The following is a 14143-nucleotide window of genomic DNA, read 5'->3' on the forward strand; positions in this document are numbered from 1 at the left end:
TTTACTGAATATGCATCTGCAAATATTGTTGTAATTGGTTGTAACTGCGTACCTTGGCGTAATCGCTTTCCGGGATGCTCACCCCCGTGCTTTGCTTAATTGAAGTAAGCAGGTTTAGAAAGTCCATGGAGTCGAGATCACACTCCTCACGCAGATCTTCATTAATGTCGATGTCATCAATTTCTATTTCTGGCGCGATGCGGGAAAGCGCTTGTGCAATGCTGGCTGTGATAGTGTCGTTATTCATAATGCCTCTGGATGTTGGAGTTGTTTGGCGAGTGCGTGCAGAAAACGAGCTCCACTGATCCCATCACTTACACGATGATCCGCTGCAAGAGTAACGGTCATCACTTCACCAATTTCAAGTTTATCGTTGTTTATAATTGGGGCTTTTCTTAGCCGGCCTAAACCGATGATTGCGACTTGAGGTGGGTAAATCACACCAGTTAGCATATCGGCACCGCGCTCACCAATACTGGTGACGGTAATGCTGCCTTGGCTGATTTCGGAACTGCGTAATCGGCCATGCCTACCGCGCTCAGTGATATCCCGTAGTGAATCCATGACTTGCTGGATGCTGAGTTGATCGGCTTTAAGAATGGCAGGAGTGACAAGACCACCTTCACGAAGGCTGATGGTGTTTGCGATGTTGATATTGGTGGAGGGAGTAAAGCACCCGTCATGATAAAACCCGTTGAGTTGAGGAAAACGGACCAGTTGACGCGCTATCGCGGTGAGCAATAAGGCAGGGAGCAATAAACGTTGTTCAGGTTCGCGTTGTTGATTCTGTTGCGTGAGCCATTTCTGTGCGTGAGTGAGGTTGATTTCCTGCGCAAGGTAATAGTGAGGGATCTCTTGTTTCGAACGTGTCATTGCGTCGCTGATCGCTTGGCGCATGGTTGAAGCGGCTGACGCTGCGTTTTTCGTTTCGGATTTACGCAGAGTTTTTGCATCACTTGAGTCTAAATGAGAGAGTAGGTCTCGAAGCACAATAGCGCCTTTTGGTCCACTTCCCGTTAAGGAAGAGAGAGCGATCCCTAAGCGAAAAGCCGTTTTTCGAACAATGGGGGAAGCGAACACTCTTTGCTTTTGCTTTTGCTTTTGGTGAGGTTGAGGTTCAGGTCTACTTCGCTCTTGTTCGTTCGTTGTGGGAACTAGACTATCTAAATTGCTGTGAGTCGCGCGAAGTTTTCTCGGGGGAATGTAAGGGGGGAATGGTGTCTCATCGGGTTCTATTTCTGGAGAATTTAGAGTGTTGTTGGTAGTGTTCGATACGCGCTCTTGTATTGGCAGCGCCTCATGTGCTGGCTCTTCATAGGTAAATGAGGAATCGGATACCTTGTCTTCTTGAGTGGGTGTTCTCAGTGCGTGTTCGTTTAATGCTTCACTTGTGGGACTGTCGCTTTCCATACGTGCCATGACACTACCGACGGGCAGCTTGATTTCTGGCTCTACCAATAATTCAGAGATCGTACCATTGTGGTAGGTCTCCATATCAATCGCGCCTTTGCTGGTTTCGATGACCGCAATAATATCGCCCTTTTCTACATTGTCACCGGGCTTGATGAGCCATTCAAGCAGAGTGCCGTCCCGCATATCGGCACCTAATGCAGGCATGGTGATGTCAATCAAAGAAGGGCTCGGGGCATGGTTATCCATTGTCGGATTTCCCTCCATCGGTTTGCCAGTCCGGCGCTATCAACGTAGCCTTGGCCGCGGCGATGATGTTGTCGCTTTGCGGAATTGCGGCTTGTTCTAGATGGTGAGGATAAGGAATCGGCACTTCTTCGGTACACACTCGCTCGACGGGAGCATCAAGTTGCCAAAACGCTTTTTCCATAATGATTGCGCTGATTTCTCCGGCATGGCTCCCGGTAAACCAACCTTCATCAATGATGACCGCTCGGTGAGTTTTATTTACGCTGGCAATTATGGTGTCGATATCGAGTGGTCTCAGTGTGCGAAGATCCACCACCTCGGCATCAATGCTTTCTGCCTCAAGCTGTTTCGCGGCCTGTAACGTTTTACCTAAGCTACCCCCATAGGTAATAAGAGTGACATCGTTACCGGCTCGGCGAACAAGCGCTTGGTTCATCGGTGCATCGGGTTTGTCACTGACCATCCCTTCTTCATTTAGCAGCATGACATGCTCGAAAATTAACACCGGATCCGGGTCAATCATGGCCTGACTGAGCATGTAGCGAGCATCATTCTGTGTGGCTGGGCTGAGTACCTTTAGCCCCGGAACATGAGCGTAGAAGTTTTCCCAACTGTGTGAGTGCTGGGCCGCCAGTTGCTTGCCCGCGCCACAAGCCATACGAATCACAATAGGAACATTGAATTGACCACCGGACATATGTAATAAGGTGGCGGCGGTATTAATAATTTGATCCATCGCGAGTAGACTAAAATTGACCGTCATAACTTCGACGATAGGGCGCATTCCTCCAAGAGCCGCGCCAATCCCTACACCAACAAAGCCCGATTCGCAAAGGGGCGTATCAATGATCCGTTCAGAGCCAAATTGCTCAAGTAAGCCTTTGCTGACCGCGTAGCAACCGCCATAACGCCCGACATCTTCCCCCATTAGGAAGGTGCGTGAATCATGCATTAGCGCATCTTTCATGCCTTCGCGTAAGGCCTCTCGATAGGTGAGCGTAGTCGGTGTTTGGCTCGACGGTATGGGTGTCGGTGGCGGTTGGCTTAGCGGGCTATGTACAAAACGAGTAAGCTGCGCTATTGGTTCCAACTCTCCGTCTTCGGCGAAGGCGATAGCATCGCTGATCTCTTGAGCAATTTTCGCTTCAATATCTGAGAGCTCTTGGTTCTGGAAGTGACTGTTTTCTTGTAACCATTGGATCAATTGTTTGACTGGGCCTTTTTCTTCCCAAAGTAAAATTTCACTTTTATCTCGATACAACTGGTTATCAAAACTGGAATGGCCACGAAAGCGGTAGGTCTGGCATTCGATGAAATATGGGCGCTGTTGCTGACGGATAAAATCAACGGCGGTAGAGGCGGCCGCTTCTACATCAACCACATTCATGCCATCGACCTGACAAGCCTCTATACCATAACCACTGGCTTTCTGAGCGATGTTGGTTTCCGACTCTGATAAGGCGAGTGCAGTGCCCATCGCATAGCGATTATTTTCACAGATAAATAGTACAGGAAGTTGCCACAGCGCAGCTAAATTAAGGCTTTCATGGAATTCACCTTCGGCAACGGCACCCTCACCAAAAAAGCAAACCGCGATAGCATCCCGTTGCATTTTTTTATTGGCCATTGCGAGCCCTGTCGCCAACGGTAGTCCGCCTCCCACAATGGCATTCCCACCGTAGAAGTGCAGATTCTTATCAAATAAATGCATTGAGCCACCACGACCACGACTGCAACCGTTACTTCGGCCATACATCTCTGCCAATATGCTCCCCATATCCATGCCTCGTGCGAGCGCATGACCATGCTCGCGATAGGTTGCGACAATTTGATCGTTTTGAGTCAGAGCAGACATAACGCCGACGGCGATGGCTTCTTCACCGATGTAAAGATGAAGAAAGCCGCGAATTTTCTCTTGCGCGTAGAGCTCGGCACATTTTTCTTCAAAGCGGCGAATACGAAGCATTTTCTCAAGCTGTTCGAGCAAATGCTGACGATTGATATGCAGTCTCTTATTCATTGTTCATCGCTCTCCAAGGTCGAAATATCTCCTTCGGGAAGACCAAGCTCGCGGGCTTTTAATAACCGGCGCATGATTTTTCCACTGCGGGTTTTGGGTAAGTTGCGACGAAATTCGATTTCTTTTGGTGCGACGGCTGCGCCAAGTCGTTTTCTTGCCAAACCAAGCAATGACTGTTGTAGTGCTTCATCTGCAGTGATATCGGGTTTGAGAGCAACAAACGCTTTGACGATTTGTCCGGCTACTGGGTCAGGTACTCCGATGACGCCAGCCTCAGCCACACAAGGGTGCTCCATTAACACGCTTTCTACTTCGAAAGGACCGATCAAATGACCGGAGGATTTGATCAGGTCATCTTTGCGGCCGACGAACCACACATAACCATCTTCATCTTGCATGGCTAAATCACCGCTGAGATACCATTGTCCGGTAAAGCAAGATTGATATTTTTCTTCTTGATTGAGGTAGCCTCGAAACATTGAAGGCCATCCCGTTTTTAGTGCCAGTTCACCCACCTGCATCGGCTGTGTTTCGATTTGGAACTCTCCACTGCTGCTTGAGTTAATGATTGCCGCCTCAATGCCGGGGAGCGGTTTGCCCATTGAACCGGGTTTGATTGGTTGACTTGGAAGGTTCGCGATCATGATGCCGCCAGTTTCGGTTTGCCACCAATTGTCATGAAACGGCATGCCAAAAACGTTTTCTCCCCATTCGACCGCTTCAGGATTCAATGGCTCACCGACACTTGCCATAAAGCGTAAGCGAGAAAGATCGAATTGCTTGGGCAATTTATCACCAACCTTCATCAGCATGCGGATAGCGGTTGGGGCGGTGTACCATACCGTTACGTGCTGGTCTTGTAAGATCTGATACCAGCGCTGTGCATCAAATTCGGCTTCATCAACGATCATTGTCACACCAAGGCACAATGGGGCGATAATGCCGTAAGTTGTGCCAGTTACCCATCCCGGATCGGCTGTACACCAATAGATGTCATTAGGTTTAAGATCTAATGCGTAATACGCTGAGGAAATGTGATGTTTTACCGCTTCATGAACATGAATGACGCCTTTAGGTTTGCCTGTTGTGCCGCTGGTGAAATGCAGCAGTGCCATCTCTTCCGCTTGGGTGGATTCACAGTGTTTCTCAACGCTAGCACTTGCCATCAATGTTTGGTAATCGTAGCAACCGGGCTCATCGTCAGGATTTCCATCAATGAGTAATACTGCTTTGAGATGGGGTAGGTCACGCCACCAACTTTTGAGTTTTTTTCGGTATAAACTGCAGGTGGTGACGATCAGATTTGCGCTACCAATTTCCATACGAGAACGGATAGGCTCAGGGCCAAAAGCAGAAAAGAGCGGCGTAAAAATACAACCGGCTTTGAGCGTACCGAGTGCGGCAATGTAAAGCTCTGGCCGGCGACCCGCGAGAGTGAACACTCGGCTTCCGCGAGGTAAACCCAATTGCGCAAGCACGTCTGAAAAGCAATTGGTTTGTTGGCACAGTTCGAGATAACTGAAATCAATGATACGATCATCTTTGCTGATCCAGCGAAGCGCCAATTTGTTTTGTATTGAGTGCCCAAGGTGGCTATCTAATGATTCATAACCCATGTTCAACCCCCCTTCTATCAACCCTTTTGGCGAAGGGGGAGGGAGCACTGGCGAATCAATGTGGAAGTTCGCATTGTCGGCGAGCTCTTGATGAAAGATTGTCTTGACCATATGTGGCGTCCTGCCCAAAGTAATGAATACCCAGAAAGGGGCATACCCTTGGTCAAAGTATGGTTTATAGGCGTGACTTTTCCATAGTGGAATTAAGTTAGTGAGCATATTTAGCCCTTGGTATCGGCGAGTTACTCACGCTTTGCTTGTTCTAAGGTGGGAATTTCTTGCAGGGAGGTGGCCAATAAGTGAAGATCACCTTTTTTATTGTATTAGGCCTATCATGAGTTTTTCTTCTTTTGAGTCCATTGTGCATACTCGTCGTTCAGTAAGAAAGTACGATGCGAATGCTGAGTTTAATCACGACGACGTTGCCGCTGCGCTTGAGCTTGCAACGTTGAGCCCAAACAGCAGTAACATGCAGATGTGGGAATTTCATCGTGTTATTTCACCTGAAAAGCGAACCAAACTTGCGAAGTACTGTATGGGACAGAATGCCGCAACAACAGCAAATGAACTGGTTGTATTTGTTGTGACGACTCATAACTGGGAAGAGCGAGCCCAGCGCAACGCAGAGATTGTACGTCAGGCTTTCACTGGCCGTAACGACGCTGCGGCTAAGCGCGCTCTTAAATACTACGAAAAATTGATCCCAATGGTTTATAACAACGACAGGTTGGGTTTACGTGGCGTGGTGCGTAAGATCTACAGCTGGTGGTTGGGCCGGGCCAAACCCATGGTGAGAGAAGTCAGTAAAACGGATGTTCGAGTCTGTTTACATAAAAGCGTCTCTTTGGCAGCCATGACTTTCATGTATGCCATGCGTGATAAAGGTTATGACACGTGTCCAATGGAAGGTTTTGACTCAAAACGCGTTAAAACGTTATTAGGATTGCGTGATAGTGACCAGATTACCATGGTGATCAGTTGTGGTATAAGAGGTGAAGAAGGGGTCTATGGTAAGCGTAACCGTGTCGATAATGAAACCATAATAAAAAAACACTAATTGCGGCTAAACTATTTGCCTTTGTTGCCGTTAAAAGTACTGAGCTAGCTTACACGCTGAGTGTTCGAGCATATTTTGTTCAAATGTTAGACTGAGTTTCAGCATTTGATATAGAAATGTGTGGTTAGTATCCTTTTGATTATTTACAAATTATGTCTCAGTGACTACAAAAGGACTCTTGGATTTTTTGCCTGTGAAGTGATTCTCTGTGGCATTGCATTGAGTTAAATCTTGATGCGTATTTTGGATAATTGGGTTTATGAGTAACGTAACCAGCAGTATTTTGACTGAAAGTGGCACCAATGAGCTTGAAATCATTGAGTTTCACCTAGAAAAACACTTGCCAGATGGCAGCACTAAAACATGTTATTACGGGATTAACGTCGCGAAAGTGCGCGAAGTGATTCGTGTACCAGAAACCACTGATTATCCGAATGCACAGCCTCATATGGTTGGTGTTTTTTCTTCTCGTGAAGTACTGACGCCGTTAGTGGATCTTGCGGGTTGGTTAGGTGTGCCGACACGCCGCGATTTAGAGCGGAAATTTGTTATCGTTACTGACTTTAATAAGATGACTAATGGTTTCTTAATTGACAGTATTTCGCGTATTCACCGTATCTCGTGGAATGATGTTGAATCACCAAGCCAATTCCTAGAGGCAGGTGAGCAAGACTGTGTGGTTGCCGTGGTTCGTAAAGATGGCAATTTGATCATGATTCTCGACTTTGAAAAAATCATTGCTGACATTAACCCTGAACTGAGTATGGAAAAATACGACGTCACAGGTGATAAGTCGGTTGATTTGAACCAACGTATGGTTGGAAAGCGTAATGCGAAGACGATAATGGTCGTGGATGACTCTGCTTTCATTCGCTCTTTGATTCAGGATACTCTGGCTTCGGCAGGTTATAACGTGATCACCTGTAAAGATGGTGGTGAAGCTTACGAGAAACTGATGAATCTGATTGAAGTGGCGAAAGACGAAAACTTGCCTGTTCATGAGTTGCTTGATGCGGTCGTAACGGATGTGGAAATGCCGCGTATGGATGGTATGCACCTAGTGAAAAGACTCCGCGATACAGAAGCATACAAACAGACACCGATTGTGATGTTCTCCTCACTGATGAGTGAAGACAACCGAGAAAAAGCACTGTCGCTTGGCGCGAATGATACCATCACCAAGCCGGAGATTGGCCGTATGGTGAACATGATGGATAAGTACGTGTTTAAATTTGCGTAATAGATTTCATAGCATTGAAGAAGGCTGCCGATCGGCAGCCTTCTTGTTTATTCTGGGCAAGGAAGGATTTCTAACGTGTAACTCTCATTCGCGTTTTGAGGTGGTCCATAAAGGATACCGCATTGCGTTAGACTTGCTCTTGTTTCGTCCGCAGCGGCGATGACCATTTCTCGGGTTGTAGAACCCTCAGGGTGGTAGATTGTTTTCCAATCTGAACCATTTTCATTCAGTCCTTGCACAACAAGTTTCATTGATTCGCTATCTGAATCTGGGTAGCCATACAGAAAAACACACTTTTTTGGGCCGTCGATCTGACAACCATCAAATGGTAGGTCAGCTTCAGGGTAATCCGTCTTAAAATTTGCTACATAACTTCTATCTTCTAACCTAGCAATTGCCATTTTCCCATACCCCATTGCTAAGCCAGACTCAATTGCTCCCTTCATTCCTTCCAAACGCGCTTCACGAACATCATCTTGAATATTTAGAAAACGTGGTGCAGCCACGATAGCCAAAATGCCGAGTATGACAATAACCACAACAAGCTCTATTAAGGTGAAACCTGATTTTCTGTTCATATATTTCCTACACGGTGGTTGCTATATTAGTCTGTCATCGTTGCGATTTTTGGTTCGACAGATTGATCTAGCTTACAAAAGGGCGAGGAATGATACCTTGCGATACATACATGGATTTATACTGCAGCATATCTCATTGAGATAGTGTAAAGATTGTTAATGCATGGTTTCAGTTCTGTATAAATTTAAAAGTAGCAGAGAATGAACCCGAGAAGCTTAATTCTTGGCATATTTTGATTGTGTTTTTCACCGCATTGGTCAATCCTACGCGGGGCCATAAATGATGCGTCCTACCTATATAATTTTCTTACTTCTACACTAACGATAAGAATCATATTGATGGAATTCGATTCGACACAATTGCTCGCGATGGGGCTGATATTTCTTGGGTCTTATGTACAAACGGCCATTGGCTTTGGGCTAGCGATCGTTGCTGCTCCTTTACTGATACTTTGGGCGCCTGAGTACGTCCCAGCTCCGATCTGTTTGGTGGCGCTGTTTATCTCTTTAATGAATGCGATGAAACATCGAAGCAGTGTCGAGATTGGCGGTTTGAAAATGGCATTGATAGGCCGGGTTCCAGGCTCAATTGCGGGTGGGGTACTGCTGTTTTTTGTTTCTACAGAAGCGTTGACGTTATGGATCGGTTTTCTTGTATTGTTCGCAGTTACGGTAAGTGTGCTGCCGTTTCGTATTGAGCCGACACCCGGACGGATGACGGTTGCGGGCTTTTTTTCAGGATTGTTCGGTACGAGCTCTGCGATAGGCGGGCCTCCGATGGCGCTGCTTCTTCAGCATCAAGAAGCCAATCAGTTACGTGGTAACCTTTCGGCGTTTTTTGTATTCAGCTCTATCATCTCCTTGGTGATTCAAATACCGGCAGGTTTTTTCAATCTGCACCATTTGCTTATCACTCTTCCGTTGTTGCCAAGTGCAGCGTTCGGGTATTGGCTGGCGATAAAAACGACACAGTCTTTACCGAAGGAGAAAATTCGTTTTGGCGCGCTTACTCTGTGTTTTGTTAGTGGCTTGACGGCGGTCATTCAGGGGTTTGCTGTGTAGTTGTAAGGTTGCGTTGTAAAAGCACTTTACAAAACAAATGCGCCCTATAGAATCGCGTCACTTTTTATGTGCTGAGTTAGTTATGAACAACAGTCGTTACGGCAATTTTATGGCGGCGCTATCTTTCGTTATTTGGGGATTACTGCCGATTTATTATCGTTATTTACCGAATGCGGCAATGGATGAGCTGTTAGCGTTAAGAATTATTGGCTCTGTGCCTGTAGGCCTTCTTCTAGTGTTGATGATGACTCGACATTGGCCAAACTGGGCTGAAATTTGGCAAGACAAAAAGTCACTTGGGTATGCTTTCGTGGCAAGTAGCTTGATGTGTATCTCTTGGGTCGCATTTACATGGGCGCTGACAAATCACAGAGTGATCGATGCAAGCTTAGGTTTTTTCATTGGCCCTTTGATTTCTGTTGCGTTAGGTGTTTTCGTTCTTGGTGATAAGCTATCGAAAGGCAAGTTTCTTGGGATTCTATTGGCAGCCATCGGCGTCTTGTACCAAGTGATCCACTATGGTGAGCTACCAATGGTTGCGTTGACCATGGGTTTGTTTTTTTCTCTATATGGGCTTTTTAAAAAGAAGATTAACTATAGCTGGAGCACGACGCTGTTTATTGAGGCGTTCGTATTAATGCCATTCGCTTGTGGTTATCTATTTGTTAAGCAATGGACGGTTGGAGAGCTCGCTTCAACGGTCGATGCTGCTACCTTTATGTTGTATTTGGGTAGTGCTCCGGTGACCATTTTGCCGCTGATTTTTTACTCCATTGCAATTCGTATCACCAGCTTATCGACGGTAGGTTTAATGCAATACATTGAACCAAGCCTGCAGTTTGTATTGGCGGTTGTTTTCTTTGGTGAGCTGTTTGATGGTGTGAAAGCTGTGACCTTTGCTTTCATCTGGGTTGGTCTGCTATTCACCGTTGTCGAAGGTGTTGCGATACGAGCCAAGCGTAAAAAACTCACTTCTCAGCCAATTTGATTTAGAACCACTAGATCTTCAAATTGTTGCCTCGCCTTCAAACCAAGTCATTCTCGCTGAACCTAGCGCGTGATTTAGCGAGCAAACCATAGTAAATCGTTGTGCTTAACCAGTCATCTCAACTCTTCATCACTCACTGCTGTTTATATGTATTTCTGCATTAACTCACGTCTATTCACAGTCGCTTCACACTTAAATTGTTACAGTTCTCATTCGAACAAACGCGATAGCTGTGATAGCTTTCATGCGCATTTGTCATCTAGTTGGTTGTATTAATGAAGAAAATTGTACGTTTGGTTGGTGTGATATCTTTGTTTGGTTCTCATTCCGTGCATGCGATGAGTGAAAAAGATTGGGACGTACTTACCGATATCGGAGCTTATGGCTTGGTTGCAACGGCGGCCGCGGTACCTGCATATAAAGGTGATTGGGAAGGCTTTTGGCAAGCGGGATTTAGTATCGGTACTGCATCGGGAATAGGCTTAATCGGTAAGGTGTCAATTGATGCGGAGCGACCTGACAAAAGTGGTAACGACAGTTTTCCTTCTAACCATACAGCCAATGCTTTCGCTTCGGCAACAAATTTATACTTACGCTATGGTTGGGAGGCGGGCTTGCCAGCTTATGGCGTTGCAGCACTGGTGGGTGTAGGGCGTGTGGAAGCGAAAAAACACTATTGGCGTGACGTTCTTGCTGGTGCAGCTTTAGGTACGCTGAGCGCCTATGTCCTCACCGATGCTTATGATGAAAATGTTCAGCTTTTACCGTGGGTAAGCAGTGAAGATGTGGGTGTATTGCTGACTTATCATTGGTAAACTTCTGCGACCACGATCAAAAGAGCCTCGGCATACCCGAGGCTCCTGTTTTATCATTTTCTTTTCTATGCGCAGTCTTTAGAACTGAGCTTTAATCCAAATCATACGGTGGTCTGAAGAGACATCTTTGCCATTGCCGTACTTACCGATGCGATCGTCGTTAAACAGCTTACGACCTTCTTCATATGACGCTGCCCAGTAAACACCAGAATCAGCCACGTTTAGGTTTGCTGATGGCATCGCATAGTCAACACCAAGGCCGAATGTAGACGTAATGCGGTTTGGAATTGGATGTGTTGAGTTTTTGTCCACAGCATGCTCGGCTGCACCATAGCTCGTTGGATAAAGCTCACCATTCATCACATCTTGGTTTACCAAGGGGTCATTGTGGAAGTCTTGCATGATTTCACTGAAGCCATCGCCATCCAGTGGATCAAGGTTCTGGTCACCCATCATCACAAACTTCGCACCTTCAGCTAAGCCACCTTTGTTGCCTGCGTCATCGTAGAAGTACTCTTTACCTTGAACGTAGTGATGCCAAAACGCAACTTCAGCACCATTTTGTGCTTTGTTTTTGCCTGGATCGAATACTGGTGGAGTAGGGTGAGACATCAACAGATGAACTACTTCATCACCTTTCTCAGTAGGGATGATAATTGGGGCATCTACGTGGTTTTTAGAAGACAGACGAACAAGATCCCACTCTTCAGCGGTGTACCATTCATCACCACACTGCATGTCCTTAGGAATGGTTTGTGAACCGTCACAGATCGTAATGGTTGGGATTTTTGCGCCTTCCATGTCTTTCCATTTGAATTCTTGGAAAGTACGTGTGTTTTCTGTGTCAATTTTGTACTTAGACATCAATGCGAACGCGTATTGACCGTGGTAGAAACCAAAGCCCCAAGCATCACCCGGTAGCTGACCTGCAGTACCGTTGTTGTCTAGATCAAGACCGCTGTTTAAGCCCGTGTTTGTTGAGTAAGACTCGGTGTAAGGATATTCGATTGGGTCTAGATTCGCTTCGCCACCTGCACCTTCAAGGCTTTGTGCTATAGATAGGTAGTTTTTCTGGAAACCTTCCAGTGCGACTTTATCTTCTCCAGTACCATCATTGTTGAATTCCGCCATCATAAGAACATCTGGACGGTTTTTTTGAATGATGGCTGCAACGTTACGAATTTGAATGACTTTTTCAGCCATTGTTTTGTCTGCGTCCGCGATTGTGCCGTCAAGGTAAGCGGTGACAAGTTCAGTTTGTTTGGCTGGTTCAACTTGCATTTCTGCAACAAGATCTTCAAAAGTACTGCGATCAAAAGAGAGGTTATAAGTGGCGATCTTTACTTCTTTAGGTTGAACATCTACGTATTCAGTGTCGTCGTTACAGCCAGTCAGTAGCGCAGCGCCGATTAGAAGAGCAAGAGGGGTTTTGATGTATTTCATTAGTATGCAATACCTTATAATTGGGTTCGCGAAAATACTAAAGTTATCAGTAATTTTTGTAAGTGATCCCTATCACACAAACGATTGCCTGCTTACACAAATGCACAGATTTTGTGTGATTTGTGCAATAAACGCATCATTTTCAACACCAGAAGGTTATAATTAAACTGTTAAATAATGATGTCTATTTTATTTAATTGTTTTAGATTTATATTTTGTATGGTCCGATGTGGACGGATTTTGTTCATTATCAATCCGAGTTTTAGTAGTCGGAGATTTTCTTTATACTAAAACACCAATAGAAGTGAGGACGACCTCACCGCTCTTATCACAATTGGGGACGACCCCAATCATTTGGAATCTCTCAATGGCTTGGGCAATTCTTTTTCTTGCTGGACTATGTGAAGTCGCATGGGCAGTTGGGCTCAAATACACGGAAGGTTTTACTAAGCTAGCACCATCAGCATTCACTATTGGATTTATGTGTTTAAGCTTCTGGTTACTGGGTATAGCGCTTAGAACGTTACCGCTAGGTGTTGCTTATGGAGTTTGGGTTGGTATTGGTGCGATAGGAACTGCTATTGCCAGTATCTATTTATTTAATGAGCCAGCAACGTTAATCAAGCTTATCAGTTTGTTGCTGATTGTTGCCGGTATTGCGGGCTTAAAGTATGCGGCTTAAGGTCTCAATCACCGATAAATAAAAGCCAGAGTCTGACTCTGGCTTTTCGCATTTCAATGTAGGAGCTTGCCTTGTTAGCGTTTGATAAATGGCAACTTTAAGTGCTGTCCAAATACGTTGACAAGCGCGCCTGTAACAATCAGTGCTCCCCCTAAGTAAGTCCAAGCGGACGGTAACTCACCAAAGAATAGGATCCCTAGCAGTACAGAGAATATGATTTGGACATACGAGTAAGCAGATGCTTTGCCGGCTTCTTGAGTCTGCATTGCTTTGGTTAACCCAAGTTGACCAATTTGAGTGAACACGCCAACGAGCACAAGCATCATAGTAAGATACAGATTCGGAATGACAAATTGACCACCCATTAAAACAATGGACGCAGGCAATGCTACCAGCGGGAAATAGAAAATAATCACCGAACTGTCTTCAGTTTGACTCAACTTTCGGACAATAACGTACGCGATTGAGCTACCAAACGCACCTAATAGCGCGATCATTACGCTAAACATAGGGAGCACATGTTCAGTGCCGGCACTTGTTTCAGGTTTCACGATCACATATACCCCTAACACACAAAGGACGATGCATACTAGTGTAGAAAACTGGATGCGCTCTTTAAGAAAGAACATCGCAAGCACAGCGGTAAAAACAGGGTGGATATATTGAAAAATGGTTGCTTCTGCCAAAGGTAAGGTCGTTACAGAGTAATAGACACACATCAGGGCCATAGTGCCAACCGCACCACGAGCAAACAATAGTGCTTTGTTGTTCCCCCACACTGAAATGCGTTTTCTCTTTACATCTAGGTAGCTGATGACTAATGAAACCAGCGCCCTAGCTGCAACAATTTCAAAAACGGGGATACCGTGTAAACTAACGTGTTTGACAGTCGCAGACATAAGCGCAAAGCCAAAGGCTGATAGCACCATAAAGCGTACGCCAATGGGAATCATAGAGTTCAGTGAATTAGGCATCGTACAGTT

13 protein-coding genes are annotated in these 14143 nt (G+C 45.7%); 6 read left to right on the forward strand and 7 right to left on the reverse strand.

The genetic code is table 11. The features are described from left to right. Position 1: 1 nt before the first annotated feature. From AK966_RS07160 to acsA, 4 genes are read right to left on the reverse strand one after another with little or no spacing between them, the layout of a single operon-like run. On the reverse strand, positions 2 to 247 hold the full coding sequence (locus tag AK966_RS07160) for an acyl carrier protein (protein WP_099077846.1): 246 nt from the start codon (positions 245 to 247) through the stop codon (positions 2 to 4). Continuing rightward, positions 244 to 1659: a dihydrolipoamide acetyltransferase family protein gene (locus AK966_RS07165; protein ID WP_119463823.1), complete on the reverse strand. Its 1416-nt coding sequence runs from the start codon at positions 1657 to 1659 to the stop codon at positions 244 to 246. Before AK966_RS07165 ends, AK966_RS07160 begins: the two co-directional genes overlap by 4 nt. Next, positions 1652 to 3679 carry a pyruvate dehydrogenase (acetyl-transferring) E1 component subunit alpha gene (gene pdhA / locus AK966_RS07170; protein WP_119463824.1) on the reverse strand — a complete coding sequence of 676 codons (2028 nt, stop codon included), beginning with the start codon at positions 3677 to 3679 and terminating at the stop codon, positions 1652 to 1654. The genes AK966_RS07165 and pdhA overlap by 8 nt, the downstream gene beginning before the upstream one ends. Continuing rightward, positions 3676 to 5406: an acetate--CoA ligase gene (gene acsA, locus AK966_RS07175; protein WP_119463825.1), complete on the reverse strand. Its 1731-nt coding sequence runs from the start codon at positions 5404 to 5406 to the stop codon at positions 3676 to 3678. Before acsA ends, pdhA begins: the two co-directional genes overlap by 4 nt. Before the next feature lie 223 nt (positions 5407 to 5629). Between acsA and AK966_RS07180 the strand changes: the two genes are divergently transcribed. Both AK966_RS07180 and AK966_RS07190 read left to right on the forward strand, forming a co-directional pair. Further along, the gene (locus AK966_RS07180) at positions 5630 to 6352 is read left to right on the forward strand and encodes a nitroreductase family protein (protein ID WP_099077842.1); all 723 of its coding nucleotides are present in this window, start codon (positions 5630 to 5632) and stop codon (positions 6350 to 6352) included. Positions 6353 to 6611: 259 nt separating this feature from the next. Beyond that, positions 6612 to 7592: a chemotaxis protein gene (locus tag AK966_RS07190; RefSeq protein WP_099077841.1), complete on the forward strand. Its 981-nt coding sequence runs from the start codon at positions 6612 to 6614 to the stop codon at positions 7590 to 7592. Positions 7593 to 7639: 47 nt separating this feature from the next. Here the strand turns inward: AK966_RS07190 and AK966_RS07195 are convergent, their stop codons facing one another. Continuing rightward, positions 7640 to 8170 (reverse strand): type II secretion system protein, encoded by a 531-nt coding sequence (locus tag AK966_RS07195; RefSeq protein WP_099077840.1) that lies wholly within the window; start codon positions 8168 to 8170, stop codon positions 7640 to 7642. A 339-nt stretch (positions 8171 to 8509) separates the two neighbouring features. Here AK966_RS07195 and AK966_RS07200 point away from each other — a divergent pair, with 339 nt between their 5' ends. The 3 genes from AK966_RS07200 (at position 8510) to AK966_RS07210 (ending at position 11035) form a co-directional block, all read left to right on the forward strand. Beyond that, positions 8510 to 9232, forward strand: coding sequence for a sulfite exporter TauE/SafE family protein (locus tag AK966_RS07200; RefSeq protein ID WP_099077839.1), 723 nt, complete (start codon positions 8510 to 8512; stop codon positions 9230 to 9232). An 82-nt stretch (positions 9233 to 9314) separates the two neighbouring features. Continuing rightward, positions 9315 to 10220 carry an EamA family transporter RarD gene (gene rarD / locus AK966_RS07205; RefSeq protein WP_099077838.1) on the forward strand — a complete coding sequence of 302 codons (906 nt, stop codon included), beginning with the start codon at positions 9315 to 9317 and terminating at the stop codon, positions 10218 to 10220. A 275-nt stretch (positions 10221 to 10495) separates the two neighbouring features. Next, entirely contained in the window at positions 10496 to 11035 is a 540-nt protein-coding gene (locus AK966_RS07210; protein ID WP_182852616.1) for a phosphatase PAP2 family protein, read from the forward strand. 78 nt (positions 11036 to 11113) lie between these two features. Here the strand turns inward: AK966_RS07210 and AK966_RS07215 are convergent, their stop codons facing one another. Continuing rightward, a complete protein-coding gene (locus AK966_RS07215) occupies positions 11114 to 12478 on the reverse strand; it encodes an endonuclease/exonuclease/phosphatase family protein (protein ID WP_119463827.1) in 1365 nt (454 codons plus the stop codon). A gap of 367 nt (positions 12479 to 12845) precedes the next feature. On the opposite strand from AK966_RS07215, the gene AK966_RS07220 reads away from it, so the two are divergent. Next, positions 12846 to 13160, forward strand: a complete 315-nt coding sequence (locus tag AK966_RS07220; protein WP_119463828.1) for a multidrug efflux SMR transporter — start codon at positions 12846 to 12848, stop codon at positions 13158 to 13160. A gap of 74 nt (positions 13161 to 13234) precedes the next feature. Here AK966_RS07220 and AK966_RS07225 read toward each other — a convergent pair whose 3' ends face one another. Further along, positions 13235 to 14134: a DMT family transporter gene (locus AK966_RS07225; protein WP_119463829.1), complete on the reverse strand. Its 900-nt coding sequence runs from the start codon at positions 14132 to 14134 to the stop codon at positions 13235 to 13237. Positions 14135 to 14143: the final 9 nt, after the last annotated feature.

Origin of the sequence: Vibrio sp. PID23_8, assembly GCF_003584965.1 — a bacterium.
Classification (GTDB): Bacteria; Pseudomonadota; Gammaproteobacteria; order Enterobacterales; family Vibrionaceae; genus Vibrio.